The 26,493-nt window shown below is 62.5% G+C and carries 30 protein-coding genes and 1 other RNA gene; 21 read left to right on the top strand and 10 right to left on the bottom strand.

The window, feature by feature from the left end; translation table 11 throughout:
- On the top strand, nucleotides 1-1,032 hold the full coding sequence (locus NKJ40_RS08465) for a tetratricopeptide repeat protein (RefSeq protein ID WP_352465692.1): 1,032 nt from the start codon (nucleotides 1-3) through the stop codon (nucleotides 1,030-1,032).
- A gap of 43 nt (nucleotides 1,033-1,075) precedes the next feature.
- Here the strand turns inward: NKJ40_RS08465 and NKJ40_RS08460 are convergent, their stop codons facing one another.
- Entirely contained in the window at nucleotides 1,076-2,092 is a 1,017-nt protein-coding gene (locus NKJ40_RS08460) for a zinc-dependent alcohol dehydrogenase family protein (RefSeq protein ID WP_352465691.1), read from the bottom strand.
- Nucleotides 2,093-2,204: 112 nt separating this feature from the next.
- Between NKJ40_RS08460 and NKJ40_RS08455 the strand changes: the two genes are divergently transcribed.
- The 8 genes from NKJ40_RS08455 to NKJ40_RS08420 all read left to right on the top strand — a co-directional run bounded on the left by NKJ40_RS08455 (nucleotide 2,205) and on the right by NKJ40_RS08420 (nucleotide 11,765).
- Complete coding sequence (locus NKJ40_RS08455; protein ID WP_352465690.1) at nucleotides 2,205-3,062, top strand: LysR family transcriptional regulator; 858 nt, start codon at nucleotides 2,205-2,207, stop codon at nucleotides 3,060-3,062.
- A 138-nt stretch (nucleotides 3,063-3,200) separates the two neighbouring features.
- Complete coding sequence (gene efp, locus NKJ40_RS08450) at nucleotides 3,201-3,767, top strand: elongation factor P (RefSeq protein ID WP_292664037.1); 567 nt, start codon at nucleotides 3,201-3,203, stop codon at nucleotides 3,765-3,767.
- A gap of 81 nt (nucleotides 3,768-3,848) precedes the next feature.
- Nucleotides 3,849-4,649, top strand: coding sequence for an inositol monophosphatase family protein (locus NKJ40_RS08445; protein WP_023678017.1), 801 nt, complete (start codon nucleotides 3,849-3,851; stop codon nucleotides 4,647-4,649).
- A gap of 99 nt (nucleotides 4,650-4,748) precedes the next feature.
- Nucleotides 4,749-5,453, top strand: coding sequence for a PAQR family membrane homeostasis protein TrhA (gene trhA / locus NKJ40_RS08440; RefSeq protein ID WP_352465689.1), 705 nt, complete (start codon nucleotides 4,749-4,751; stop codon nucleotides 5,451-5,453).
- A gap of 115 nt (nucleotides 5,454-5,568) precedes the next feature.
- Entirely contained in the window at nucleotides 5,569-6,594 is a 1,026-nt protein-coding gene (locus tag NKJ40_RS08435; RefSeq protein ID WP_352465688.1) for a MotA/TolQ/ExbB proton channel family protein, read from the top strand.
- A 1-nt stretch (nucleotide 6,595) separates the two neighbouring features.
- Complete coding sequence (locus NKJ40_RS08430; RefSeq protein ID WP_352465687.1) at nucleotides 6,596-7,627, top strand: peptidoglycan -binding protein; 1,032 nt, start codon at nucleotides 6,596-6,598, stop codon at nucleotides 7,625-7,627.
- Between the two features lie 419 nt (nucleotides 7,628-8,046).
- Complete coding sequence (locus tag NKJ40_RS08425) at nucleotides 8,047-9,531, top strand: carboxypeptidase M32 (protein ID WP_352465686.1); 1,485 nt, start codon at nucleotides 8,047-8,049, stop codon at nucleotides 9,529-9,531.
- Nucleotides 9,532-9,737: 206 nt separating this feature from the next.
- Nucleotides 9,738-11,765: a DUF3857 domain-containing protein gene (locus NKJ40_RS08420; protein ID WP_352465685.1), complete on the top strand. Its 2,028-nt coding sequence runs from the start codon at nucleotides 9,738-9,740 to the stop codon at nucleotides 11,763-11,765.
- Nucleotides 11,766-11,790: 25 nt separating this feature from the next.
- Here NKJ40_RS08420 and NKJ40_RS08415 read toward each other — a convergent pair whose 3' ends face one another.
- Nucleotides 11,791-13,593 carry an ABC transporter transmembrane domain-containing protein gene (locus NKJ40_RS08415; protein WP_352465684.1) on the bottom strand — a complete coding sequence of 601 codons (1,803 nt, stop codon included), beginning with the start codon at nucleotides 13,591-13,593 and terminating at the stop codon, nucleotides 11,791-11,793.
- A 203-nt stretch (nucleotides 13,594-13,796) separates the two neighbouring features.
- Here NKJ40_RS08415 and rpmE point away from each other — a divergent pair, with 203 nt between their 5' ends.
- Complete coding sequence (gene rpmE, locus NKJ40_RS08410) at nucleotides 13,797-14,018, top strand: 50S ribosomal protein L31 (RefSeq protein ID WP_006327661.1); 222 nt, start codon at nucleotides 13,797-13,799, stop codon at nucleotides 14,016-14,018.
- A gap of 88 nt (nucleotides 14,019-14,106) precedes the next feature.
- Complete coding sequence (locus NKJ40_RS08405) at nucleotides 14,107-14,622, top strand: hypothetical protein (protein WP_352465683.1); 516 nt, start codon at nucleotides 14,107-14,109, stop codon at nucleotides 14,620-14,622.
- A gap of 4 nt (nucleotides 14,623-14,626) precedes the next feature.
- Here the strand turns inward: NKJ40_RS08405 and NKJ40_RS08400 are convergent, their stop codons facing one another.
- Nucleotides 14,627-15,268: a TetR/AcrR family transcriptional regulator gene (locus NKJ40_RS08400; protein WP_352465682.1), complete on the bottom strand. Its 642-nt coding sequence runs from the start codon at nucleotides 15,266-15,268 to the stop codon at nucleotides 14,627-14,629.
- Between the two features lie 112 nt (nucleotides 15,269-15,380).
- Between NKJ40_RS08400 and NKJ40_RS08395 the strand changes: the two genes are divergently transcribed.
- Together NKJ40_RS08395 and NKJ40_RS08390 are read left to right on the top strand one after the other, a co-directional pair.
- Nucleotides 15,381-16,214 carry an NAD(P)H-binding protein gene (locus NKJ40_RS08395; RefSeq protein WP_352465681.1) on the top strand — a complete coding sequence of 278 codons (834 nt, stop codon included), beginning with the start codon at nucleotides 15,381-15,383 and terminating at the stop codon, nucleotides 16,212-16,214.
- Between the two features lies 1 nt (nucleotide 16,215).
- Nucleotides 16,216-16,695 carry an anthrone oxygenase family protein gene (locus NKJ40_RS08390; protein ID WP_352465680.1) on the top strand — a complete coding sequence of 160 codons (480 nt, stop codon included), beginning with the start codon at nucleotides 16,216-16,218 and terminating at the stop codon, nucleotides 16,693-16,695.
- Between the two features lie 26 nt (nucleotides 16,696-16,721).
- Here NKJ40_RS08390 and NKJ40_RS08385 read toward each other — a convergent pair whose 3' ends face one another.
- From NKJ40_RS08385 to NKJ40_RS08375, 3 genes are all read right to left on the bottom strand, one after another.
- Entirely contained in the window at nucleotides 16,722-17,033 is a 312-nt protein-coding gene (locus tag NKJ40_RS08385) for an Rdx family protein (protein WP_352465679.1), read from the bottom strand.
- The gene (locus NKJ40_RS08380; protein WP_023678028.1) at nucleotides 17,030-17,779 is read right to left on the bottom strand and encodes a YebC/PmpR family DNA-binding transcriptional regulator; all 750 of its coding nucleotides are present in this window, start codon (nucleotides 17,777-17,779) and stop codon (nucleotides 17,030-17,032) included. The genes NKJ40_RS08385 and NKJ40_RS08380 overlap by 4 nt, the downstream gene beginning before the upstream one ends.
- 235 nt (nucleotides 17,780-18,014) lie before the next feature.
- A complete protein-coding gene (locus tag NKJ40_RS08375) occupies nucleotides 18,015-18,338 on the bottom strand; it encodes an ArsR/SmtB family transcription factor (protein ID WP_352465678.1) in 324 nt (107 codons plus the stop codon).
- A gap of 51 nt (nucleotides 18,339-18,389) precedes the next feature.
- Between NKJ40_RS08375 and NKJ40_RS08370 the strand changes: the two genes are divergently transcribed.
- The 3 genes from NKJ40_RS08370 to NKJ40_RS08360 are packed head-to-tail and all read left to right on the top strand — an operon-like array spanning nucleotide 18,390 to nucleotide 19,746.
- Nucleotides 18,390-18,872 (top strand): SRPBCC domain-containing protein, encoded by a 483-nt coding sequence (locus tag NKJ40_RS08370; RefSeq protein WP_352465677.1) that lies wholly within the window; start codon nucleotides 18,390-18,392, stop codon nucleotides 18,870-18,872.
- Between the two features lie 11 nt (nucleotides 18,873-18,883).
- The gene (locus NKJ40_RS08365) at nucleotides 18,884-19,246 is read left to right on the top strand and encodes a VOC family protein (protein WP_352465676.1); all 363 of its coding nucleotides are present in this window, start codon (nucleotides 18,884-18,886) and stop codon (nucleotides 19,244-19,246) included.
- A gap of 32 nt (nucleotides 19,247-19,278) precedes the next feature.
- The gene (locus NKJ40_RS08360) at nucleotides 19,279-19,746 is read left to right on the top strand and encodes an SRPBCC family protein (protein ID WP_352465675.1); all 468 of its coding nucleotides are present in this window, start codon (nucleotides 19,279-19,281) and stop codon (nucleotides 19,744-19,746) included.
- A gap of 21 nt (nucleotides 19,747-19,767) precedes the next feature.
- On the opposite strand, the gene NKJ40_RS08355 is transcribed toward NKJ40_RS08360, so the two are convergent.
- From NKJ40_RS08355 to ssrS, 4 genes are all read right to left on the bottom strand, one after another.
- Nucleotides 19,768-20,532 carry a TerC family protein gene (locus NKJ40_RS08355; protein WP_352465674.1) on the bottom strand — a complete coding sequence of 255 codons (765 nt, stop codon included), beginning with the start codon at nucleotides 20,530-20,532 and terminating at the stop codon, nucleotides 19,768-19,770.
- Between the two features lie 70 nt (nucleotides 20,533-20,602).
- Nucleotides 20,603-21,427, bottom strand: coding sequence for a TIGR00282 family metallophosphoesterase (locus tag NKJ40_RS08350; protein ID WP_023678036.1), 825 nt, complete (start codon nucleotides 21,425-21,427; stop codon nucleotides 20,603-20,605).
- Between the two features lie 80 nt (nucleotides 21,428-21,507).
- The gene (locus NKJ40_RS08345; protein WP_352465673.1) at nucleotides 21,508-22,095 is read right to left on the bottom strand and encodes a 5-formyltetrahydrofolate cyclo-ligase; all 588 of its coding nucleotides are present in this window, start codon (nucleotides 22,093-22,095) and stop codon (nucleotides 21,508-21,510) included.
- A 122-nt stretch (nucleotides 22,096-22,217) separates the two neighbouring features.
- Nucleotides 22,218-22,373: non-coding RNA, 6S RNA (gene ssrS / locus NKJ40_RS08340), on the bottom strand.
- A gap of 176 nt (nucleotides 22,374-22,549) precedes the next feature.
- Between ssrS and NKJ40_RS08335 the strand changes: the two genes are divergently transcribed.
- From NKJ40_RS08335 to msrB, 5 genes are all read left to right on the top strand, one after another.
- Nucleotides 22,550-23,389: an AAA family ATPase gene (locus NKJ40_RS08335; protein WP_352465672.1), complete on the top strand. Its 840-nt coding sequence runs from the start codon at nucleotides 22,550-22,552 to the stop codon at nucleotides 23,387-23,389.
- Nucleotides 23,390-23,507: 118 nt separating this feature from the next.
- Nucleotides 23,508-23,954 (top strand): GNAT family N-acetyltransferase, encoded by a 447-nt coding sequence (locus tag NKJ40_RS08330; protein ID WP_352465671.1) that lies wholly within the window; start codon nucleotides 23,508-23,510, stop codon nucleotides 23,952-23,954.
- Between the two features lie 8 nt (nucleotides 23,955-23,962).
- Nucleotides 23,963-25,153 (top strand): vWA domain-containing protein, encoded by a 1,191-nt coding sequence (locus tag NKJ40_RS08325; protein WP_352465670.1) that lies wholly within the window; start codon nucleotides 23,963-23,965, stop codon nucleotides 25,151-25,153.
- The gene (locus NKJ40_RS08320) at nucleotides 25,154-25,975 is read left to right on the top strand and encodes an MBL fold metallo-hydrolase (RefSeq protein ID WP_352465669.1); all 822 of its coding nucleotides are present in this window, start codon (nucleotides 25,154-25,156) and stop codon (nucleotides 25,973-25,975) included.
- Nucleotides 25,976-26,085: 110 nt separating this feature from the next.
- Nucleotides 26,086-26,490: a peptide-methionine (R)-S-oxide reductase MsrB gene (gene msrB, locus NKJ40_RS08315; protein ID WP_352465668.1), complete on the top strand. Its 405-nt coding sequence runs from the start codon at nucleotides 26,086-26,088 to the stop codon at nucleotides 26,488-26,490.
- The last annotated feature ends 3 nt before the right edge of the window (nucleotides 26,491-26,493 follow it).

The following is a 26,493-nucleotide window of genomic DNA, read 5'->3' as shown; positions in this document are numbered from 1 at the left end:
GTGCGCTCGCGGACAATCCTTTTCAGCGCCTTTCTTGCAACGGCCGTGACGCAGGCGATAGCGGCGGAACCCGTTCCGCTGCCGCAGCCTAGGCCGGATTCCAGCGAACCTGCCGACAAGCCGATTGCCGCACAATTGCCGCAGCCCGCCACCGCCACCCCTCTGCCGTCGGCCGACACCATCAACCCCGACCGCTTCGGCGCAAAGCCGTCCGATGCTGCCTACGGCGCCTTTCAGCGCGGGCTCTACAAGACGGCCTACAACCTTGCGCTTTCCCGCGCTCGAAACGGCGATCCGGCGGCACAGACGCTGGTGGCCGAGATATTGTCGCGCGGCCTCGGCGTGCCGGTCGACGCGGCAGGGGCGGCGAAGTGGTATGCACTTGCCGCCGAGCAGGGCGTCCCGGAATCGCAATTCCAGTATGCGCTGATGCTGCTCGACGGCCGCTACGTCAAAAAGGACGAGAAGGAAGCCTATGCGCTGATGCAGGCCGCCGCCGAGGCCGGCAACCGCCTGGCGCAGTTCAATTTTGCGCAGCTGATGGTCGAACAGGAGCCCGGCGATGCCGGTATTGCCAAAGCCGTATCCTATTACGAGCGCGCTGCCGCGACCGGGCTTGCCGACGCACAATATGCGATGGCACAGGTCTACGCCAATGGCGCCGGCAACAAGCCGCGCGACGATGTCCGCGCCCGCGGCCTGCTGGCACAGGCCGCGCGGCAGAACTACGACACGGCACAGATCGATCTCGCCACCTGGATGATCGAGGGACGCGGCGGCGCCCGCGACCTGAAATCCGGCTTCAACTGGATGAAGCAGGCCGCAGAAGGCGGCAATGTCGCCGCCCAGAACCGTCTCGCCAAGCTCTACATGAACGGTATCGGCACCGATCCGGATCTGATCCTCGCCGGCGCCTGGTATGTTGTCGCCCGCCGCGCCGGGCTCATCGACCAGGAGATGGACGATTTCCTGCAGGGCCTGACCGACGAGCAGACGCAGCAGGCGCTGCAACGGGCCAACCGCCTTCCCTGACTGCGATCTCGCGACTTATTGCACCCGGGCTCGTCAGGCGGGCTCATTGCGTATGATCGAGCACGACCTTGCCGAAGGGCGAGCCGTGTTCAAGGTACCGAAAGGCTTCGGCGGCCTGGCCCCATGGCACGACCCGGTCGATCACCGGTCTCAACCGGTTGACGACAATGGCGCGGTTCATCGCCTCGAAGGATTCGCGTGAGCCCACCGGTATGCCTCGCGCCCGTACCTGCCGGCGGAAGATGTCGAGCGGGTTGATGGCGCCGTCACTGCCGCCGAGATAGCCGATGACGTTGATCTGGGCGCCGCGCGCCGCTGCCCTCAGCGATTGTGCAAAACTCTGCGGTCCGCCAACCTCGATGATATGGTCGGCGCCGCGGCCATCCGTCAATCCCAGCACGGCCGATGCCCAATCGGGGACGCTGCGATAGTTCACGCCATCCTGCGCGCCAAGTTGCTTTGCCCGCGCAAGCTTCTCGTCGCTGCTCGACGTCACGATGACGCGCGCCCCGGCAGCGGCGGCGAACTGCACCGCAAACAGCGAAACGCCGCCGGTGCCGAGGCAAAGCACGGTGTCGCCGGGTTTGACGCTGCCCTCAGTAAACAGCGCGTGCCATGCCGTCACGCCGGCGCATGGCAGCGTCGCCGCCTCGAGGTCGCTCAGATTGACTGGCGCCAGCACCGCAGCCTGCTCGTCAAGCCGGGCAAATTCGCTGAGCAGCCCGTCGATCGGGCCGCCGCGTTGATAGGAGGGCTCGGCCATCGCGAAACTGCCGCCGACCCAGCGTTGCCAGAACGTGCCGCAGACCCGGTCGCCGATCTTGAACCGGCTGACCTCGGCGCCGATGGCAACGACTTCGCCGACGCCGTCCGACAGCGGCACCAGCGGCAATGCAAACTTCGTGTGATAGCTGCCGCGGACGATCTCGGCATCGCGGTAGTTCAGCGCCGTCGCCTTCACCTTCACAATCATCTCCTGGCGCCCTGGCTCGGGCATCGGCCGCTCGACCATTCTGAGGCTCTCGAGGCCGCCCGGGCTCTGCAATTCGATCGCTTTCATCGTCGTTCCTTTCCAACTGGGTCCTGCCGGAAGAAAATCGCTTGCCCTCCGTTGGATTTCAAATTCATAATGTTCAGCATAATTATGCTTCCAAGACATGTCCGGGTGAGTCGTGCTTGAAGAACTGAAAACACTGGCCCTCTTTGCCGAGGAGGGTTCGATTCAGAAGGTGGCGCAACGCCTGCCGTTGACGCAGCCGGCCGTCACCCGCCAGATCCAGCGGCTGGAGGAGATGCTCGGCACGGAATTGCTTGACCGCCGGCTAAAGCCGTCGCGACTGACCCCGGCCGGCGTAGAGGTGCTGGCACGCGGCAAGGACATTCTCGCCGCCGTCGACGCGCTGAGATCATTCGCCAAGGGCGGCGAGCCGGAGGGCCTGCTGCGGCTCGGCCTCGCGCACGGGCTTTGCGACAAAGCCGTGGCCGCCGCCATTGCTGATGCCGTGGCGCGGTTTCCGAAGGTCTCGCTTCGTCTGAAGAGCGGCTGGAGCCTTGAGCTGGCCGACCAGCACAAGCGCGGACAGCTCGACCTCGCCTTCATCCTGGACGGCAGCAATTCCAAAACTGGCGACGGCGTTGTCGGAACCGAGCCCCTCGGCATCATCGCTGCCGAAAACACTGTCCGACAAGCCGACGTCAAGACCATGCCCTGGGTCCTCAGCCCTGAGCCTTGCGACGCGCGCCGGCGGCTGGCGGCTGCCCTTGCCGAGGGTGGGAACAGATTGATCGTCGGCGCCGAGATTCAGGACAGCGCGCTGCAGATCGACTGGGTTCGTCGAGGCCAAGGCCTTGGCCTGCTGCCCACGCGGCTGCTGCGGGAAAAGCTGCCGCAGGGCATTGCCCTGGTCGACGCTCCCGGCCTCGAGCTGTCGCTGCGAATTGTCGTCCTGCGTTCGCCGCACCTGCATCTTTTGACAGAGGCGGCCGACGCAGTGACCGAGGCCGTCACCGCGACTGTCACGACGGACTGAGGCTGCCACGCCGCGCTGCCGGGCCAGCTTCGTTGCCGCTTCATCGGAAGGCGCTCCTTGCCTCTGCTGGCGATTTGTGGTCTTGGAGGCGCCAAATTGCCCTTTGCGGCGATCATCTCATTTCCGGATCACCTCATCATGGCCAAGATCAATGGCAACGAAATCCGTCCCGGCAACGTCATCGAGCATGATGGCGGCCTTTGGGTGGCGGTCAGGACCAACACCGTCAAGCCCGGCAAGGGCGGCGCCTACAACCAGGTCGAACTCAAGAACCTGATCAACGGCACCAAGCTCAACGAGCGCTTCCGTTCGGCCGAGACGGTCGAACAGATCCGGCTCGATCTGAAGGATTTTTCCTTCCTCTACGAGCAGGGCGACGCGCTGGTGTTCATGGACACCGAAAGCTACGAGCAGCTCGAACTGCAAAAGGAGTTCGTCGGCGATCGCGCCGCCTTCCTGCAGGACGGCATGATGGTGACGGTCCAGCTCTATGACGAAAGGCCGATCGGCATTTCGTTGCCCGACCAGGTGACGCTGACCATCACCGAGGCCGACCCGGTGGTGAAGGGCCAAACGGCAGCCTCGTCCTACAAGCCGGCGATACTCGAAAACGGCATCCGCGTGCTGGTGCCGCCGTTCATCGGCTCGGGCGAGCGCATCATCGTCGATACCAACGAAATCACTTACGTACGCCGCGCCGACTAAGGCGTGATCCCAAAGAGTGGCAGACTTTTTGGATAAGATCATGCGTCAAGGCAAATAGGCGCAGCGACAGGAAGAACAGCAATGGCGCGTTCCGCGATCCTCAATGTCATGGTCCAGGCCGCAATGAAGGCCGGCCGCTCGCTGTCGCGTGACTTCGGCGAAGTGCAGAACCTGCAGGTCTCGATGAAGGGGCCGGGCGACTATGTCAGCCAGGCCGACCGCAAGGCCGAAGACATCGTCTTTGCCGAACTCTCGAAGGCGCGGCCAGGCTACGCCTTCCTGATGGAGGAACGCGGCGTGATCGAGGGCGACGACGGCCAGCACCGCTGGATCGTCGACCCGCTCGACGGCACCACCAATTTCCTGCACGGCATTCCGCTCTTTGCCGTTTCGATCGCGCTGGAGCGCCAGGGCCAGATCGTCGCCGGCGTCGTCTACAATCCGGCGATGGATGAGCTCTATACCGCCGAGCGCGGCGGCGGCGCTTTTATGAACGACCGCCGGCTGCGCGTCGCCGGCCGCACCAAGCTGGTCGATGCGGTGATCGGCTGCGGCATGCCGCATCTCGGGCGTGGCCAGCACGGCAATTTCCTCATCGAGTTGCGCAATGTCATGGCCGAGGTCTCTGGCGTGCGCCGTCTCGGCTCCGCCTCGCTCGATCTCGCCTACGTCGCCGCCGGCCGCATGGACGGGTTCTGGGAAACCGGCCTGTCGGCCTGGGATGTCGCCGCCGGCATTTTGCTGATCCGCGAGGCGGGCGGTTTCGTCTCCGATTTCGCCGGGGGACAGGATGTGCTGAACGCCGGTTCACTGGTTGCCGGCAACGAACTCATCCAGCGCGCGCTGTTGAAGACTATAAAAAGGCCACTCTCAGCCGGCTGATAGAGGCACGCCGCGCTGAAGCGCCGCAGTCGCAAAACCGCAACCAAAGCTTGAAATACTGTCCCGCGGCCGCCCAGATAAGGCGACGCAGGATCATCGATGACGAACAGCCGGCCCCAATCCCAGAGCGAACTATCCCAGCTCGACATCCCCTTCATGGGGCGCTGGCATTACTCGCGCGCCGAGATCATCGCCGACGGCATCGTCCACGCCGTGGGCATCGTGCTGGCGATCGCTGCCGGCTCGACGTTGCTGGCACTGGCCGCCTATCGAACCGGCCCCGGCGAATATGTCGCCGCCGCCTTCTATGTGGTCTCTCTGCTCACCGTGCTGTCGGTTTCGCTGGCCTATAATGTCTGGCCGGTGTCGCCGGCAAAATGGATATTGCGGCGCTTCGACCATGCGGCGATCTACCTGCTGATCGCTTCGACCTACACGCCGTTCCTGGCCCAGCTCGGCGGCTCGCCGCTGGCCGTTTCGATGATCGTCCTGGTCTGGATCGCCGCGGCTGTCGGCATCGCCATCAAGGTCTTTCTTCCCGGCCGTTTCGACCGGCTGGCGATCGTCTTCTACCTAACCATCGGCTGGAGCGGCATCGTTCTGGTGGAGCCGCTCGTGCGGACGCTGCCGGCGACATCGATCGCGCTCATCGTTGCCGGCGGCATCGTCTATTCCTGCGGCGTGATCTTCTTCGCCTGGAAGGGCCTGCGCTTCCACAATGCGCTGTGGCATGGCTTTGTCGTCACCGGCGCCGGCCTGCATCTGGCCGCCATGGTCGACTGCCTGGTCATCAACCGGCTTTGACCTCCGGTTGCGGACAGTGGCAATATTGCCAAGCGCCATTCAATTTCGTCACAATTCCGTTTAGAGTCGCAAACACAAATTGATCGGCGGCGACGGCATCGGAAACGGGGCACGGATGACTCTTCTCAGATCCTTCGGCATGGGCAGGCGCTCCGACGTTCTGATCTACGATCCGCACAAATTGTCGAGCCCGCAGGTGTTTCTGCTGACCATGGTGATCTTTCTGTTCATCGTGGCCTTTATCGCTGCCATCCTGACCCGCCAGATCTCGACCGCCTTCGTCACCAATCCCGGCCTCAACGGCCTGATCATCGGCGTGCTGGCGGTCGGCATTCTGCTGGCCTTCGTCCAGGTCGGCCGGCTGTTCCGCGAGGTGCGCTGGGTCAACTCGTTCCGTGCCGGTTCCGAAACCACCGAACCGGTGCTGCTGGCGCCGATGAAGGCGATGATCGGCCGCTCCTCGACGATTGCCTTCTCGACCAGTTCGATGCGCACCATGCTGGATTCGATCGCCACCCGCCTCGACGAAAGCCGCGACACGTCGCGCTACCTTGTCGGACTGCTGGTGTTCCTCGGCCTGCTCGGCACCTTCTGGGGCCTGCTCAACACGATCGGCTCGATCCGCGAAACCATCGAGTCGCTCGATCCCGGCACCGGCGATGCCGCCGCCGTGCTCGAATCCCTGAAGCAGGGGCTTTCCGCTCCGTTGGCCGGCATGGGCACCGCCTTCTCGTCCTCGCTGTTCGGCCTCTCCGGCTCGCTGGTGCTCGGCTTCCTCGACCTGCAGGCCGGCCGCGCCCAGACGCGCTTCTATACCGAACTCGAAAACTGGCTGTCCTCGGTCACCGACCTCTCCTCCGACATCGTCGTTGCCGAAGCGGCCAAGACCGAACCCTCCGAGGAAATCCGGCTGTTGTCGGAAAAGCTGCGCACGCTGCAGGAGAATGGCGGCAGCTCCAATCCGCGCGTCGCCACAGCCATGGCCAATCTCGCCGACGGCATTTCCGGCCTGGTCAAGAACATGCGCTCGGAACAGCAGATCATGCGCGACTGGGTCGAGGCCCAGTCCGACGAGCAGAAGGCGATGCGCAATACGCTGGAGAAGATCGCCGACGCCTTGAAGAAGACTGGAGTGCATTGACGTGGCGTTGGCACGAGGCCGGCGCTCCGACCGCCGCATCGATTACTGGCCGGGCTTCGTCGATGCGCTGTCGACGCTGCTGTTGGCGATCATGTTCCTGCTCACGGTTTTCGTGCTGGCGCAGTTCCTGCTCGGCCGCGAGATCTCCGGCAAGGATACGGTGCTCAACCGCCTCAACTCGCAGATCAACGAGTTGACCCAGCTTCTGGCGCTGGAGCGCTCGACGACGCAGGACAAGGAAGACACCCTCGCCAATTTGCAGGCATCGCTGTCCGCGTCGGAGGCGGAAAAGAGCCGGCTCGAGCAATTGCTGGCGCAAGGCGCCGGTGCCGGCGATGCCGCCAACCAGCGCGCAACGGCACTTTCCGGCGAGCTCGACAGCCAGCGCCAGATCAGCCAGCAGGCGCTAAGCCAGGTCGAGATCCTCAACCAGCAGATTTCGGCGCTGCGCAAGCAGATCGCAGCGCTCGAACAAGCGCTCGACGTGTCCGAAACGCGCGACCGCGAATCCAACACCAAGATCGCCGATCTCGGCCGCCGCCTCAACGTCGCACTGGCGCAACGCGTGCAGGAGCTGAACCGCTACCGCTCCGATTTCTTCGGCCGCTTACGTGAAATTCTCGCCGACCGCGAGAACATCCGCATCGTCGGCGACCGCTTCGTCTTCCAGTCGGAAGTGCTTTTCCCGACCGGCTCCGAAGTGATCAACGATGCCGGCAAGGTCGAGATGAAGAAGCTCGCCGATGCCATCATCGAATTGCAAAAGGAAATCCCGCCGGAGATCAACTGGGTGCTGCGCGTCGACGGCCACACCGACAACAAGCCGCTCTCCGGCACCGGCCGCTACCGCGACAATTGGGAATTGTCGACGGCGCGCTCGACATCGGTGGTCAAGTTCCTGATCGAGAACGGCGTGCCGGCCAACCGGCTGGTCGCCGCTGGCTTCGGCGAATTCCAGCCGCTCGACCCCGCCGATACCGAAGAGGCGCGCAACAAGAACCGCCGCATCGAGTTGAAGCTGACCGAGCGGTGATCTGCAAGCCTTTGGCTTGTATCATGCGCCAGGTCGAGCCGGCTCAAGTCGGCGGCATTTAGGGCACTGGTGCGGCAGCGGCAAGAGCTGAAAAAATTACCTTTTTTTAATTACAATTTGCCACGACGCGTCACTAGCTGTTGGCAAGGGGCCGAGAACCGCCGGCGATGCCTCCCTCATCGCGACGCGACGGAACCTGACGGCCCGCGGCCCGACCAGCACATTGGCGATCATGTTTCGCTCTTCCCCATCGCGGTCTGCCGCCGCCGGACGACATTGATCACGCAAGCCACCGCTTCCGCAAGATGCTTTTCGGCCGTTACGGCCGGCATTCAATGCATCGGTCGCAGACGGTCTTCGGGGTTGCCAACAGTTTTGCATTGGTATCTTTTCCCGCCGTCAAATCAGCGGAACCCACAATGTCCTTTCAAAAACTCGACGACCTCGGCCACAAGCTCGAAGCGCTGGAACATGCCCTCGCCATCCTCGGCGCCGACGAGGCGACCCATATGGCGGTCGGCGGCGGCGAGAAGCGCGCGGAGGCAATGTCGGCGCTTGCCGGCATGCACCATGCCCGCGCGACTACGCCGGAGATTGCCGACTGGATCGCGGCGGCCGAGCAGGAGACGCTGAACGAAGAGCAGCAGGCCGCGGTCAGGGAATTCCGCCGGCAATACACCAACCTGACCTGCCTGCCGGTCGAGTTCGTCGAGCGCCAGACGACCGCGCGCATGCGCTCCGAGCAACTCTGGCGCGACCTGCGCGCCAAGAACGACTGGGCCGGCTTCCTGCCGGCGCTCGAAGGCGTCGTGGCGCTGGTCCGCGAGGAGGCGGCACTTCGCGCCGAGGTGCTCGGGCTCGAGCCTTACGACGCACTGATGGAGCAATATGACCCGGGCAATCGCACCGCCGACATCACGCCTGTGTTTGCCGAGTTGAAGACCTTCCTGAAAGGCTTCGTACCGGAGGCACTGGCCGTGCAGGAAGAGCGGCTGGCGAAACATCCGCTGAAGCCGCTTTCCGGCAGCTACCCCCTGGACAAGCAGCGCGAGCTTGGCCTCGCCATGATGGCGGCAGTCGGCTTCGACCTCACCCACGGCTCGCTGTCGGTTTCGCACCATCCCTTCTGCGGCGGCGTGCCGAGCGACGTCCGCATCACCACCCGCTACAAGACCTCGGATTTCCTGTCGGCGCTGATGGGCGTGCTGCACGAGACCGGCCATGCGCTGTACGAGCAGAACCTGCCGAAGGCGTGGGCGCACTGGCCGCTCGGCAGAGCACGCGGGATGGCGGTGCATGAAAGCCAGAGCCTGTTCGTCGAAAAGCAGATCGGCCGCAATCCAGAATTCTGGCGCTGGGCGCTGCCGGTGGTCGAAAGACACCTTGGTGAGAGCTGGACGATCGACGACATCCTGCCGCATGTGCACCGGGTCGAGCGCGGCCTGATCCGCGTCGATGCCGACGAGGTCACCTATCCGCTGCACGTCATCCTGCGCTACGAGCTGGAGCAGGAGCTTGTCTCGGGTCGGCTGGAGGCAGCCGACCTACCCGAGGCCTGGGATGCCAAGATGCGCGATTATCTCGGCCTGTCGACATCAGACAATCCGGCTGATGGTCCGATGCAGGACGTCCACTGGCCGGGTGCCGCCTTCGGCTATTTCCCCTCCTACACGCTGGGCGCCATGATGGCGGCGCAGCAATGGGCGGCGCTGACCAGAGATCATCCTTCAGCCGACGAAGACCTCGCCAAGGGAGATTTCGCCGCGATCAACGACTGGCGCCGCAAAAGGATCTGGTCGCAAGGCTCCCGCTGGTCGACGCCGGAACTGCTCGAACGCGCCACCGGCGAAAAGCTCAATGCCCTTCATTTCACTGATCACCTGAAGAAGCGGTACGGGAACTGAGGCGCTTCATCTATTCCCGGTTCTTGCCGCGGTGACCGCAGAAATCCGCGAAACTGGCCTTTACTTTGGTGGGAAAGCCTCTGAAAAAGGAGTTCTTCCAAGTTGGGCGAGCGTAGATGTCTGTCTGTTACAGTTTTCATAGGATGAAGTCTTTCTGGCCCCGCTTGGTTTTTTTCATCTTATTGATCGGCCTGAGTTCTCCGGCCATGTCCGACGACATGGTTCTCAAGGGTCCGGCAGAAAGCTGGGTAAAGCAGCTTGATATTCCGCCTGCCGATCCCACCCGATCGGATCAAATCAAGAATGGGGTTTCATGGCTGCTCTCGGACGACCAGATCAAACATCGCGCCGGCGGCTATGTCGAGTACTCGCGCACCGTCTATAAAATCGTCGACCGTCCCGGCCTGGATCGTGGCGCGAGCATCGATCTGCAGTTCGATCCGTCCCGGCACAAGGTCACGCTCAACCATCTTCACATCATCCGCGATGGCGCCGTTCTGGACCGGCTGGAAGGCGTCGAATTCGACATCTTCCGCAGGGAAAGAGACGCCGAGAAAGGCGTCTTCGACGGCTGGCTGACAGCACATGTCAACATCGATGATGTGCGTACCGGCGACATCGTCGATTACGGGTCGACCTATGAAGTAACACCGCTCGTCGGCAAGGATCTTTTCTTCAAGAATTTCTCCACCGAATGGGAAGAGCCGGTAGCGCTTATCCGCACAAGCATCATTTGGCCTTCGGGCCAGCCGCTCGAGATCAAGACCAGGGGAACCCGACTCAAGCCCTCAATCTCCCCGACTGGGCCGGACACCACCTATCTATGGGAAATTCCAAACCCGAAACCGATCAATGTCGAGGACAACCTGCCCGTGACCTATCCTGGCTGGGGCTCCATCGATGTCGCGTCTACCGCGAATTGGCAAAGTGTGGTCGATGCTGTTGCGCCCTATTACAAGCCAGCCACCGTTTTTCCCTCGGCTTTTGCCGCAAAGCTCGACGACATCGCTCTGCGGCATCCGGTGCCCGAAGACCGGATGGTCGAGGCAATGCGGCTGGTGCAGGACCAGATCCGCTATGTAAGCCTGTCGATGGGTGCCGGTTCCTACGTTCCGCGTGATCCGGCGACGGTCATCCTGAGCGGGTTTGGTGACTGCAAGGACAAGGCACTGCTGCTGGTTTCATCGCTTGTGCGGCTTGGCATTGCTGCCGAGGTCGCCTTGGCCGATCTCGACGAGGGACGGGCCCTGGACCAGCATCTGCCGGCGCTTCGCGATTTCGACCATGCCATCGTCAAGGCAAGGATCGGAGCAAAGACATATTGGCTGGACGCCACGAACTATCTTCAGGGCGGCAGGGCGTACAATCTCGCACAGCCGGACTACGGCTTCGCGCTGCCGCTTTCCAGCACCGGCCGGTTGGAGAAGATGCCGAGCCCTGTACTCACCAGCCCATCGATCCAGATCGCCGAGGAATTCGACTTTCCGCCGAAACCGGGCGATCCCCTCGTGCTGACCGTCTTCTCGACATATGAGGACGCCGATGCCGATTGGATGCGCGGCAATTTCGCCAGCCGGTCGCTGAGCGAGGTGTCGGACGCTTACCTGAAATATTACAACAAGCAATATCCGGGCGTCCAAACCATCGCCAAGCCGGAAATCGTGGATCGCCGCGACGGCAACATAGTGAGCGTGAAGGAAAGTTATCGCTTGCCGGCGGAGGCGCTGGCGGCCAACGATCTGGCAAAGAATTTCCCGATCCGCGCGGCCGATCTCGGCAACAACTCTTTTCCAACCCCGACAATCGTCGACCGAACCGGGCCCGTCTCCCTCGGCCCCCAGTTCTACCGCCGCCACAAGGTGACCGTGCGCAACCTCAAGGCGAGATTTTCCGGCGAGTCGATGAAAAACGTCGTGACGCCCTATCTGTCTCTCAAGGCGTCCTGGTCCAACACGCCCACCGAATTTCAAGTTGAATGGAACTTTCAGACGCTGGCAACTGAAGTGCCGGCGAAGGCGATTGCCGATTATCTGAAAACCGTCGATGAGGTCGCAGACCAAATTCGCTGGCAGTACGATTTTACCTATGAAGAGCCGCCTGCCGATGTGCAGCTCAGCGATCCGGCAAAGGAGCAGCGACAGACCGTCGCCAGCATGCTTTTGTTGTCGTTGCTTGTCGGCGTTCCCCTGTTCATCGCCTATAGACGCGGCAAACGCCGAGCCTTCGGTAGCTGAAGAATCCCGGCGGCCGCGGGCGGACTTACTCGGCCGCGCCCCTGAAAGCATTCGCACCGGTATCGAACTGCAGCTTGGCCAGCCGCGCATAGATGCCACCCTTGGCGACCAGGCTCTGATGCGTGCCTTCCTCGACGATGCAGCCACCATCCATGACCAGGATGCGATCGGCCTTCAGCACGGTTGCCAGCCGATGGGCTATGACGATTGTGGTGCGGCCCTGCATCAGCCGGTCCAGCGCCGTCTGCACCAGCGTCTCGCTTTCGGCATCGAGCGCCGAGGTCGCCTCGTCGAGCAGCAGGATGGGCGCATCGCGCAAAATGGCGCGGGCGATCGCCACGCGCTGGCGCTGGCCGCCCGACAGCGTAACGCCACGCTCGCCGACCTGGCTGTCATAGCCCTTTTCGAGTTTCAGGATGAACTCGTCGGCAAGCGCGTCCTTCGCCGCCGCCTCGATCTCGGCCTGGCCGGCGCCGGGCCGGCCAAAGCCGATATTGTCGCGCGCGCTTGCGGCAAAGATGGTGACATCCTGCGGCACGATGGCAATGCGCGCGCGGATCGCGGCCGGATCGGCCTCGCGCAGATCGACCCCGTCGATGACGATCCTGCCGGCTTCAGGATCGTAGAAGCGCAGAAGCAGCGAAAACACCGTGCTCTTGCCGGCGCCGGATGGCCCGACGATCGCCAGCGTCTCACCGGGTTTGACCTGAAAGCTCAGACCATGGACGGCGGCGCGGTCGGGCCGGGCCGGATAGGAGAAGGAAACATCGTCGAAGCTGATCGCGCCTCTCGCCTTTGCCGGCAGCGGCTTCGGATCGGCGGGCGCCTGGATCGCGGGTTTCTCGGCCAGGATCTCGGTCAGCCGTTCGGCAGCGCCCGCTGCCTGGGACAGTTCGCCCCAGACCTCCGACAGGGCGCCGAGCGCGCCGGCGGCGAACACCGAATAGAGCAGGAATTGGCCAAGAGTGCCCGGCGACAGCGTGCCGTCGAGCACGTCGCGCGAACCGAACCATAGCACCGCCACGACCGAGGAAAAGATCATGAAGATGGCGAAGAAGGTGAGAAAGGAGCGGGCAAAGATCGAGGCCCGCGCCGCTTCGAACGCTGCTTCCACGGCGGATGAAAAATACCCGGTTACAAGCTTCTCGTTGGTGAAGGCCTGCAGCGTGCGCACCGCGCCGATCTGCTCGCTGGCATAGGCGGTGGCATTGGCCAGCGTATCCTGCGCCAGCCGTGACTTGCGTCGCACCGAGCGGCCGAAGGCGACCAGCGGCAGCACGATTAACGGAATGGCCGCGATGACCAGGCCGGACAGTTTTGGGCTGGTGAAGACCATCATCGCCACGGCGCCGAGGCCGAGGATGACGTTGCGCAGCGCCACGGAGGCGGTGGCACCGACGGCGGATTTGACCTGTGTCGTGTCGGCGGCGAGCCGCGAGACGATCTCGCCCGACTGGGCTGTGTCGAAGAAGGAGGGCGACAGTTTGGTGACGTGGGCAAAGACATCGCGGCGGATATCGGCAACGACGCGCTCGCCGAGCGTGATGACGAAATAGTAGCGGCTGGCCGACGCCGCCGCCAGCACGGCGGCCATCACCACCAGCATGGCGAAATATTCGGCAATGAAGCTGGAATCGGAAGCCGAAAAGCCGTGGTCGATCATCCGCCGCACCGCCAGCGGCAGCGCCAGCGTCGTCGCCGCCGCGACGGCCAGCGAGACGATCGCGCCGATGATCATTTTGCGGTAATGGGTGATGTAGGGAAACAGGCGCTGCAGCGGCCTCAGCGAGCGCCTGCGCTCGTCTGCATCGCCGCTTATGTTCGCCATGACCGTTTCCTTTGGCCCTTTGAGGTTTGCGCCATCAATATGCGCTTGCCACGGCCTTGTGATTCAATTCCGGCTGATGTATAGGCTCGCCGACCGTTTTAGAAGCCGTGGCTCCTCAATAGCTGCGGCTTCGAGTTTTAAAAAGGGGCGCATCGACGCAGGCGCAGCCCGTCGGCAGCACCCGGCAAGCCAGGAACAGAACCATGAAGACCGACATCCATCCCGACTATCACACCATCAAGGTCGTCATGACCGACGGCACCGAATACATGACCCGTTCGACCTGGGGCAAGGAAGGCGATACGATGAACCTCGATATCGACCCGACCACCCATCCGGCCTGGACCGGCGGCCAGCAGACCCTGCTCGACCGCGGTGGCCGCCTGTCGAAGTTCAAGAAGCGTTTCGAAGGTTTCGGCCTTTAAGCCCCAAGCCTTTCGTATCAGAAAAACCCGCCCTTGAGGCGGGTTTTTTGTTGCCATGTCGTCCCATCGATAGGAGGCTGAGCCGATCATGGTGGGGACACAGGTGATAGAACTTAATGACGAGCGGTGGTCTGATCTCCGGGGCGGATACCAAGTCGTTTACGACCCGAGACCGGCCTTGCGCGCGTTGGCTGTTCGCTACGACGACAAAACGATCTGGGACGAACTGTGGGAGGAATTGCACCATCAAGGGGATGTCGGTAGCGCATCCTACGCGGCGATCCCGGAGATCGTTCGCATCTCGGCTGAACACGTCCCCGCGGACTGGGCAACCTACGGCCTCGCTGCCGTAATCGAAGAGGCTCGGCTGGCGGATGAGCGCAATCCGCCGATCCCGGATTGGATCGAACCGCACTACAGGTCGGCTTGGCAGACACTTCTACGTCTGGCGTTGCGAGACCTGGCAACCACGACCAACGAGACAACTGCGACGTACGCATTGGCCGTTGTCGCATTCCATCATGGCAGTCTCAGTATGGCCCGGATGGTGATGTTCCCCGATGACGAACGCGAGGAGATGCTGAAGATGTATTGGGGCAGCTAGTCCCTTAGTCGTCCCCCAGCTCCCTCAGCGCCATCCGCTTGTAGGCCGCAACCAGCCTGTCACCCTCCTGCCGGTCGACCGAAATCGCCAACCGCATTGCGGCCTCGCCCATCTGCCAGATGAGAAATGTCGTCGTTTCCAGCGCTTCCGGATCGGCGGACGGCCGCAACCGCTTCAGCACCGCAGTGAGGAATTCGGCGTTGGCCCGGCTGTCGGCGAGCTCAAGTTCGCGCAACGCCTTGTCGGCCTGCGTGCCCGACCAGATGTCGCGCATCACCGGCTCCGCCAGGAACATTCCGTAGTAGATATCCACCAGTTCCGAAAATGCCCGGCGCAGATCTTCGGCGTCATTGACCCCGGCTAGCGCTGCCGCAATGCAGGCCTGGCTTTCGGTAGTGTAGCGTTCGGCCAGCGCCCAGATGATCGCTCGCTTGTCCGGGAAGAACTGGTAGAGCGAGCCGATCGACACGCCGGCCCTCTCTGCAACCTCGCCCATGCGCATGGCGTCGCTGCCTTGCTCGGCGATCAGCGCCGAGGCAGCGGCCAACATGCGCTCGACCCGCTCGCGGCTGCGCTGCTGGCTCGGCGCCCGGCGCGGCGATGCGATCTGGCCGTCCTGTGAATCCGATACGGCAGAGCCTTCCATCACTGTCTCCAGACGAACAATCAACAAATTGGCTTGACTCGCAAAATACGAGGGTTTATCACGTTTTGCAAATGTGAGGATTACTCACATTTGGAAAACAGAGGAAACCGAAATGACTGACACGACATCGAAACCAATTCTGATACTCGGCGGCACCGGAAAAACCGGCCGCCGCCTTGCCGAGCGGCTGACGGCGCATGGCACGCCGGTGCGGATCGGTTCGCGCTCCGGCAGCCCAAGCTTCGACTGGGAAATTCCGGCGACCTGGGGCCCGGCCTTGCAAGGAGTGAGTGCCGTCTACATCAGCTACTACCCCGACATTGCCGTGCCGGGCGCCGCCGAAGTCGTCGACGCCTTCGCCCGGCTCGCCTTGGCCAACGGTGTCACCCGGCTGGTGCTGCTGTCAGGCCGAGGTGAGACCGAAGCCCAGCGCGCCGAAGAGATGCTGAAAGCCTCGGGCGCTGACTGGACGATCCTGCGCTGCGCCTGGTTCTCGCAGAATTTCAGCGAAGGTTTTCTCGTCGAGTCCTTGCTGGAAGGCGAGGTGGCCTTGCCGGTCAGCAATGTCGGCGAGCCGTTCGTCGATGCCGACGACATCGCCGAAGCCGCCTTCGTCGCGCTGACCGAGCCAGGCCATGTCGGAGAGCTCCATGAACTGACCGGGCCGCGGCTGCTGAGCTTCGCCGACGCGGTCGCCGAGATCGGCAGGGCCGCCAGCCGCGACATTCCCTTCAAGCAGATTTCACATGCCGAGTTCACCGTCGCCATAGCCGAGCACGGATTGCCGGCCGAGTTCGCCTGGCTGCTTAACGAGCTGTTCACCGAAGTGCTGGACGGCCGCAACGAGTCGCTGACCGACGGCGTCCAGCGCGTGCTCGGCCGCGCCCCAAAAGACTTTTCCGCCTACGCAACCGAAACCGCCGCCACAGGCATCTGGAGGAACTGACATGATCATGAAACTGCTTCCCACCCTCACCTTCGTCGCTGCCATTGGCTCAGGCGTTGTCGGCGGCGTTTTCTTCGCCTTCTCCAACTTTATCATGCCGGCGCTCGCCCGCTTGCCTGCCGGAGGCGGCATCGCCGCCATGAATTCGATCAACATCACCGTGATTACGCCGGCATTCATGACTGCGCTTTTCGGCACCGGGCTGGTCTGTCTTGTCCTTGCCGCCGGCGCTCTTATCGGCTGGAGCCAACCGGGTGCATTCTGGCTCCTCGCCGGCGCCCTGATCTACCTCGTCGGCAACCCGATCGTGACGATGATGTTCAACGTGCCGCTCAACAACGCCCTGGCTGCAGTCGATCCGGCAAGCGCCAACGGCGCTGCGGTATGGGCCACTTATCTCAGGGATTGGGTGATGTGGAATCATGTCCGCACCATCACTGCCATAGTGGCGCTGGGCTGCTTCATCTTCGCATGGCGGTGAATGCAGGACGGAAGTGTAAAAGGGCCTCAGGCAGGGTCTTTTGACTTATGGCCGTTGCGATCGGCATGGCCGAGATCGCGATCCGGATCGATGACGTCGCGAACCAGTTGCTTGAGTTTTGCGGCGTCGGGAAAACCGCCGTCACGCTTGCGGTCCCAGACCAGCGTGTCATTGCAGGAAATGGTGAAGATGCCGCCGGTGCCGGGCACCAGCGTCACTTCGCCGAGATCGGTGCCGAAGGTAGACAACAGCTCCTGCGCCATCCAGCCGGCCCTGAGCAGCCATAGGCACTGGGTGCAATAGGTGATGCGGACTGTGGGCAGCGCGTGTTGGGTCATGCCGCGCTAAGCTTCGCCAAGGTCTCCTCGTCGACCTCGAAATTGGCGTAGACGCTCTGCACGTCGTCGTCGTCTTCGAGCGTCGCGACCAGCTTCATCAGCGATTGTGCCCGCTCCTCGTCGACCGCGATATTGGTCTGCGGCTTCCAGATCGGCTTCACCGATTCAGCCTCGCCGAGCGCGCCTTCCAGCGCCTTCGACACTTCGCCGAGATTCTCGAAGGCGCAATAGATCGTGTGGCCTTCCTCGTCCGACTGGACGTCGTCGGCGCCAGCCTCGATCGCCGCGTCCATCACCTTCTCGGCGCTGCCGGCCGATGCCGGATAGTAGATCTCGCCGACGCGGTCCCACATGAACGAAACCGAGCCGGTCTCGCCCATCGCCCCGCCGGCCTTGGTGAAGGCAGCGCGCACATTCGACGCAGAGCGGTTGCGGTTGTCGGTCAGCGCCTCGACGATCAGCGCGACGCCGCCTGGCCCGTAACCCTCGTAGCGAACGGCTTCGTAGGTCTCGGCATCGCCCATCGACGCCTTGTTGATGGCGCGCTGGATATTGTCCTTCGGCATCGACACCGCCTTGGCGTTCTGCACCGCGAGGCGCAGGCGCGGATTCATCGATGGATCGGGCGTACCGCTCTTGGCGGCGACGGTGATTTCGCGCGCCAGCTTGGAAAACATTTTCGATCGCACCGCATCCTGGCGGCCCTTGCGATGCATGATGTTCTTGAACTGTGAATGGCCAGCCATGGCACCCCTGTCGTCTTCTCGGCTAGAGCATCTGCCGCCCGGTGAACCACCCGACATCTTGCAAAATGCTCGAATTCAAAATTTCAGAACGTCCTGCTGCGTCCCTGACGGACGGACGGCGCTCTCTGTCGGAATGGCCGGCTTATAGATAAATCGGCTCAATTCGTCCAGCCGCGCCATTGCGTCGGACACGCAAGTGTCTCAAGACCCGAAAGTGGCAGGCTTCTGCGGCCATTCATCCCTCCAGGTCGGACTTCAGCCGATCGAGGATGCTGATCGCGTGCGTGGCATATTGGCTGATCCAGCGGTCGTGGATGCGCTTGATCGGCAGGGCGTTGAGATGGTTCCAGCGTTCGCGGCCCTCGCGCCGCGCCACGACCAGGTCGGCCTCCTCCAGCACCTTCAGGTGCAGCATGACCGTGCAGCGGTCCATGTCGGGGAAGGCATCGCACAGCATGCCGGTGGTCTGCGGCGCATCCTTCAGCTGGTCCAGCAACGCACGCCGGCGCCGATGCGCCAGCGCCTTGAAAACATTGTCGTCTCGTGATTGGCTTGACATGTTATATTTCTATAACATATCATTGAGCCATTCAAGGAAGGAGCTGTGGATATGTCTCTTGGATTCAGGGTTTCTGGCCGCATCAGCAAACCTGTCGCCGAAGTCTTCGATGCGGTCGTCAATCCGAAGAAACTTAGCGGCTATTTCACAACGATCGGCGGCGCCAGCGCACCGCTGGTGGCGGGCGCCACCGTCATCTGGTGGGGCAAGGTTCCCGTGGAGGTCGACAAGGTGGAGAAAGACAGCCGCATCGTGCTGCGCTGGGATGCCAGCGACGCCGACGGCAAGCCAGCCTACAAGACCCGCATCGAGATAAATTTCGAACCGCTCGACGATGGCGGCACCTTCGTCACCATCGCCGAGACCGGCTGGCACGAGGACGCGGTCGGCCTGAAGAAATCCTACCTCAATTGCGAGGGCTGGTCGCAGATGCTGGCCTGCATGAAGGCCTATATCGAATACGGCATCAATCTGCGCGACGGCTATTACCGCAGCGAGATGAAGGGCGAGCCGGCCGATGAGAACAACATCTGAGAGCAGCAAAAATGGCCGCGAAGATCACCGGCGGCATCAACATCGCCATGAAGGTGCCGCCACATCAATACCAGGCGACGATCGCCTTCTATCGCGACGTCGTCGGCCTGAAGCCATTCACGGCCAAGCCGCCGGCCGTCGGCTTCGAACTCGGTCCCAATCGACTGTGGATCGACGAGGCGCCGATGCTTAGCCAAGCCGAGATCTGGCTGGAGCTGTTCACCGATGATTTTCCGGCCGCTGCGGAGCATCTCGCCAAGGCCGGCGTCGTGCGCTGCGACGCCATCGAGGCACTCGGTGAAGGCTTTCGCGGCGGCTGGATCACCAACCCGGCCAACATCATTCACCTCGTGCGCGAGCCCGATGCCTGGTGAACAGGCCGCAGTGCCGTGGAAAGGAGGACGATATGGAAATCCGTGAAACACCGACCGCCGAAGCCGGCATGCTAATAAGGCGGCCGGTCGCCGACGTATTCGAAGCCTTCGTCGATCCGGCGATCACGACGAAGTTCTGGTTCACCCATGGCAGCGACAGGTTGGACAGCGGCAAGGAAATCAGTTGGGAATGGCGCATGTACGGCGTCTCGACGACGGTCAATGTCAGTGAGGTCGTCGAAAACAAGAAGATCGTCATGCAATGGAGCGATCCACCGACCACGGTTGTGTGGACTTTCGCCGAGATGCCCGGCGGTACGACCTTTGTCGAGGTCCGCAATTTCGGCTTTGCCGGCAGCCCCGATCAGCAGGTCAAGCAGGCGATCGACTCGACCGGCGGTTTTGCGCTGGTGCTCGCCGGCGCCAAGGCGTGGCTGGAGCAAGGCCTGACGCTTGGCCTGATCGGCGACCGCCATCCGGAAGGCGTCCCGGCAAATTAGGTTAGCCGCGGTGGGCCATCCTTAGTGCCCGCCGCCCTTTGCCTTCTTCCGCCGCCGCGCCAGCATGTTGAGCCCTTCGACCAGTGCCGAAAAACCCATGGCGGCGTAGATGTAGCCTTTCGGCACATGGTAACCCATGCCGTCGGCGATCAGCGTCATGCCTATCATCAGCAGGAAGCCGAGCGCCAGCATGACGATGCTGGGATTCCTGGCGATGAAATCGGCCAACGGTCCGGCCGCCAGCATCATCACGCTCACCGCCACGATCACCGCGATGTACATGATCGCGATTTCGTCGGTCATGCCGACGGCGGTGATGATCGAGTCGATCGAGAAGACGAGGTCGAGCAGCAGGATCTGGAAAATGGCGCCGGCCAGCGACAGCTGCAGTGTCTCGCCCATCATCGTGTCCTGGTGATCATCGAGATCGACCGTGTGGTGGATCTCCTTGGTCGCCTTCCAGACGAGGAACAGGCCGCCGGCGATCAGGATCAGGTCGCGCCATGAAAAGCCATGGCTGAAGGCGGTGAATATCGGCGTAGTCAGTTGGACGATGATCGAGATGGTGGCCAGCAGGATCAGCCGCATCACCAGCGCGGCGGAGATGCCGAGCCGCCGGGCGCGGGCCCGCTGCGCTACCGGCAATTTGTTGGTCAGGATCGAGATGAAGATCAGATTGTCGATGCCGAGCACGACCTCCAGCACGATCAGCGTCAGCAGCGCGACCCATGCCGTCGGGTCGGAGACAAAGGCGAAATGCGGCGCCAGGAATTCGACTAGCTGCATGGAGGTCGTCCCCTCTACGATCTAGAGCAGTTTCGCCGGCAATTGGGTACTGCAAGCGTCCATATCAATGTCACGACCAGAAGGATGGAGCCGTTTCCTCCAGCCGCGGGCCGCGGCGAAACGGCGCGATCCGTTCAGTCAGGCCGCTGCGGTCGGAGATGTCGACGCCGACGCCGCACAATGTCGCCGGTCCGGTCGACGCCTCGAAGCGGCCTTTCGGCACCTTGGACAAGAACCGGTTGAGCGGCTCCTCCTTGTCCATGCCGAGCGAGGAATCGTAATCGCCGCACATGCCGGCATCGGAAATATAACCGGTGCCGCCATTGAGGATCTGATGATCGCCGGTCGGCTGATGCGTATGGGTACCGACAACAAGGCTGGCACGGCCGTCGACGAAATGAGCGAAGCACATTTTTTCCGAGGTCGCCTCGGCATGGAAATCGATAACGATCGCATCGGCCTGCTCGCCAAGCGGACAAGCGGCAAGTTCGCGCTCGCCGGCCTGGAACGGATCGTCGAGTTCGGGATGCATGAACACCCGGCCCATGATGTTGGCGACCAGCACGCGCGCGCCGTTCCTGGCGATGTAGACGCCTGAGCCGCGCCCCGGCGTACCCTTGGGGAAATTGGACGGACGCAGGAAGCGCTCTTCGCGCGGCGCGAAAATCAGCGCATCGCGCTGGTCCCAGACATGGTTGCCGGTGGTGACGACATCGGCGCCGGCCGAGATCGTCTCGCGAAAAATCTCCTCGGTGATGCCGAAGCCGCCGGCGGCGTTCTCGCCATTGACGATGACGAAGTCGAGTTTGAAATCCGAGATCAGGCCGGGCAGTTGTTCCCACACCGCCGTACGTCCTGTCTTGCCGACCATGTCGCCGAGGAAGAGAAGTCTCATATAAGCGTGATCCTGAACTGAAGGTCAGCGAAGCAAAAGCGGCATGACTTTCGGAAAAGACCATGCGTCCAGGAACTTATCTACAATTTCGGCGCGAACCGGCGCAACCCGCTCTCGGTGAGTATTTCCGGAATGATCATGTCATGCGGCTCGTCCGGCACCAGGGCCACCTCCTGGCAGTCGAAGGCAATGCCGATCAGCCGCGGCTGCTGCCCCTTGTCGACCAGCCGCGCGATCGCCCGGTCGTAATAGCCGGCGCCGTAACCGATACGGTGGCCGCGCGCATCGAAGGCGGCAAGCGGCACCAACATCACCTGAGGATCGAGCACCTCGGCTTCCTCATGCGGCCCGACGGTGCCGAAGCCCATGTCGATCATCGGCGCGCCGCGCACCAGCTCGCGAAAAACGATGGTGGTCTTGTCGAGAATGGCCGGCAGGCAGAGCCTTGCGCCCTTCTCGCGCAAGGCAAACATCAGCGGCCGGACGTCGACTTCCGAGCGCATCGGCCAGAAACCGGAGACGATCTGGCCCGGCTCGACCGTGATCTGGTCGCGCGCCGTCTCGGCCATTTCGAGTGCTGCCTCCACCCGCCAGAAAGGATCGAGCGCGTCGCGGCGCCCGAGGGCTTGGTTGCGGAAATTTTTTTTCAGGTCTTTTGGGGATGTCATGCGCCGATGGTGGAAAAGGTCAGATTTGGATAGAGTTTTACGAGCGACGTTTTGGAGGAGCGGGGCGAACCGCACAAAGCGGCGCGACGACAATATCCGCCAGATATGGCCTTTTCGATAGGTGACGATCCACACAACCGGTGGAGAGAGCGATCCCGGGAACCTACAAAGTAGGTGGGCGCCGTATGAGAAAACCCACGGGTCTTCCCAGGGACAGCTCCCTAGGGATCATTAAGGCCCCGGGGAAAATGTTCTCCTGCCGGGAAGCGCAGACCGTCCCCGCCAATATAGGCAGACGGCAGGCCCAGCGCCAGAGAGACGACACGCTTCGAGTCTTAAATCGACGCAGAACCCCTCAACGAGGTCAGCGCCGGCAAGATCCCCGCTTCGCCAGCAGCGCCTTGCACAGCGAAGGCCGCGTCCTTAGGGTCGCGCGATGAACCCGGGAGCAAAAATGCGTTTCAAAGGCACGGCAGCCTATGTTGCCGACAAGGATCTGATGGTGGCGGTCAACGCGGCGATCGCGCTGGAGCGGCCGTTGCTGGTCAAGGGCGAGCCCGGCACCGGCAAGACCGAACTTGCCCGCCAGGTGGCGGCGGCGCTCGGCCTGGATCTGATCGAATGGCACGTCAAATCGACCACGCGGGCGCAGCAGGGTCTCTATGAATATGATGCCGTCTCGCGGCTGCGCGACAGCCAGCTCGGCGACGAGCGCTTCAACGACATTCGCAATTACATCAAGCGCGGCAAGCTGTGGGACGCCTTTGCCGCCGGCAAGAAAGTCGTGCTTCTGATCGATGAGATCGACAAGGCCGATATCGAATTCCCTAACGATTTGTTGCAGGAACTGGATAGGATGGACTTCTTCGTCTACGAGACCGGCGAGACCATCCGCGCTACGGTCCGGCCCATCGTCATCATCACCTCCAACAACGAGAAGGAATTGCCGGACGCCTTCCTGCGCCGTTGCTTCTTCCACTACATCCGCTTTCCCGATGTCGAGACGCTGCACAAAATTGTCGACGTGCACTATCCCGGCATCAAGCGGAACCTCGTGCGAGCAGCACTGACCCAGTTCTATGAGATCCGCGACGTGCCGGGCCTGAAGAAGAAGCCGTCGACCTCCGAGGCACTCGACTGGATCCGCCTGCTGGTCGCTGACGACATCGCGCCCGAGGACCTGCGCGGCGACCCGAAAAACGCGCTGCCGAAACTGCATGGCGCGTTGCTGAAGAACGAACAGGACGTGCATCTGTTCGAGCGCCTAGCCTTCATGGCGAGACGGCAAGGGTGAAGGGCCGGTCAGTCGGAAGCCGCCGAAAGCCGCCGGACAGCGCTTTCCCGTCGCTGGACCGTTGCCGCCAGTGAGGCGTGAAGGCAGCTTCGTGTTGCCGAGTTCAGAGGGAAACGAAATGACCGAGATCACCGTCCGCCCATTGGCGCAATCCGACCATACCGACTGGCGACGTCTGTGGACCGCCTATCTCACCTTCTACGAAACCAAGCTGCCGGAAGAGGTTTACGCCGTCACCTGGAAGCGGCTGTTCACGGCGGGCGAGTTCGAGCCAAAGGGTTTCATCGCCACCCTCGACAGCAAGGCCGTCGGCCTGACGCACTATCTCTACCATCGCTCCTGCTGGTCGGAGATAAACAACTGTTACCTGCAGGACCTGTTCGCCGACCCCGATGTGCGCGGCAAGGGCGTCGGCGCCGCCCTGATCGAAGCGGTCAAGCAGGAAGCCGGCAAGATCGGCGTCAAGAATGTCTACTGGATGACGCACGAGACCAACACCACCGCACGCAACCTCTACGACCACGTGGCGCGCAGGACCGGCTTCATCGAATATGATCTGCTGTAGACGGTGAGATGTTCATCCCCTTCTTCCTCGAACTGAAGGCAGCGCGGGTTCCGGTCTCGCTCCGCGAATATCTGTCGCTGCTGGAGGGGCTGGAGGCCGGGCTGGTCGACTATGATGTCGAGGGCTTTTACTATCTCGCCCGCGCCGCTCTGGTGAAGGACGAGCGACACATCGACCGCTTCGACCAGGTCTTTTCGCACATCTTTAGGGGTGTCGAGGCGCTGGCCGGCGAAAACGCGGTCGATGTCGCAAACATCCCCGAGGAATGGCTGCGGAGGCTCGCTGAAAAGCACCTGTCCGACGAGGAGAAAAAACTGGTCGAGGCGCTGGGCGGCTTCGAAAAGCTGATGGAGACGCTGAAGAAGCGGTTGGAAGAGCAAAAGGGCAGGCATCAGGGCGGTTCGAAATGGATCGGCACCGGCGGCACCTCGCCCTTCGGTGCCTATGGCTACAATCCCGAAGGCGTGCGCATCGGCCAGCACGAAAGCCGCCACCGCCGCGCGGTAAAAGTCTGGGACAAGCGCGAATTCAGGAATTTCGACGATGCCGTCGAACTCGGCACCCGCAACATCAAGGTCGCGCTGAAGCGCCTGCGCCGCTGGGTGCGCGAAGGCGTGGACGAGGAATTCGACCTGCCCGGCACCATCCACGCCACCGCCGAGCACGGTTATCTTGACGTTAAGACACAACCCGAACGTCGCAACGCAGTCAAGCTGCTGATGTTCTACGATGTCGGCGGCTCGATGGACGACCATATCAGGAGTGTCGAGGAGCTGTTTTCGGCCGCCCGCGCCGAGTTCCGCCAGCTCGAGTATTTCTACTTCCACAACTGCCTCTACGAAGGTGTGTGGAGGGACAATCGCCGCCGCCATGCCGAGGTGGTTCCGACGTCCGATCTCCTGCATAAATATGGCCTCGACTACAAGGTGATCGTCGTCGGCGACGCCTCGATGAGCCCCTATGAGATCGCCCAACCCGGCGGCTCGGTCGAGCACTGGAACAAGGAGGCCGGCGCCGTCTGGCTCGGCCGGTTGCTGCAGCAATGGCCGCACGCCATTTGGCTCAATCCGGAAGACGCGAAGAACTGGGGGTATACCCATTCGATTGCCATGATTCGCGATATCTTTGGCGGCCGCATGTTTCCGCTGACGCTCGCCGGCCTCGAAGCCGCGACGAAGCAACTTTCAAGGAAACACTGAATGGATCCACGCAAAACAGGAGGGTCGACCTGTTTCCTTTGCCTGCAATGCGGTGTCCAGTTCGCGGCGACAGCGACGCCGCCGCGACATTGCCCGATCTGCGAGGACCAGCGGCAATATGTGCGCTGGGAGGGCCAGGCCTGGATCACGCCGGAAGAGCTCGCCGGCGGGCATCGGGTCGTGATCAAGGATGATGCAGGCGTGCTCGCCTTCGGCATCGAGCCGCGCTTCGCCATCGGCCAGCGGGCATTGCTGGCGCAAACGCCGCACGGCAACGTGCTGTGGGACTGCATCTCGATGGTCAGCGACGAGGCGGTGGCCGAGGTCAACCGCCGGGGCGGCCTGGCCGCCATCGCCATTTCGCACTGCCATTATTATTCGGCAATGGTCGAGTGGAGCGAGGCGTTTGGCGGCGTGCCGATTTATCTGCACGCCGATGATCGTCAGTGGATAATGCGGCCGCATCCGGCGATCATCAGCTGGGAAGGCGAGACGCGCGCCATAAACCCGTCGCTGGCGCTCATCCGCTGCGGCGGCCACTTTGCCGGTGGCCAGGTGCTGCACTGGAAGCGCGATGACGGCAATGCCATCCTGGCCGGCGACATCCTGCAGGTGACGCCGACCCGCCGTCATGTCAGCTTCATGTACAGCTATCCGAACTACATCCCGCTCAACGCGATGAAAGTGCTCGGCATCAAGGCTGCGCTGGAGCCTTTCGCGTTCGACCATATCTACGGCGCGTGGTGGAACCAGAACGTCATCGGAGATGCAAAGGCGGCATTTTCAGCATCGGTTGCGCGCTATCTCGCGGCCATCGCCTGAGGAATTCTTTGCAACAGGGTTGGAAATACGGGCAAACGCCGTAACAAATGCCTATTTCAGGCGAAGTTGGGAAGGCAACCCAAATAGCGACATAAGCTAAGAGGAAAAAAATGGACAGCCACACCTACCCCGTTACCCGCACCGACGCCGAATGGCGCGCCCGGCTGACGCCTGAGCAATATGCGGTGATGCGCAACCACGGCACCGAGCGGCCGGGAAGCTGCGCCCTGCTGCACGAGAAGCGCGCCGGCACCTTCTCCTGCGTCGGCTGCGACCAGCCCTTGTTTGAATCCAAGCTGAAATTCGAGAGCGGCACCGGCTGGCCGAGCTTCAACGATCCCGTGCCGGGCTCGGTCGAGACCACCGTCGACCGCAGCTACGGCATGGTCCGCACCGAGTGCCATTGCGCCCGCTGCGGCAGCCATCTCGGCCATGTCTTCGACGACGGCCCGCCGCCGACCGGCGTGCGCTACTGCATCAACGGCGTGGCGCTCAAATTCGAGCCGGCCGCCTGATCG

Origin of the sequence: Mesorhizobium sp. M0119 (assembly GCF_040322615.1) — a bacterium.
Taxonomy (GTDB): domain Bacteria; phylum Pseudomonadota; class Alphaproteobacteria; order Rhizobiales; family Rhizobiaceae; genus Mesorhizobium.
This window is presented reverse-complemented; position numbering and strand designations above follow the sequence as displayed.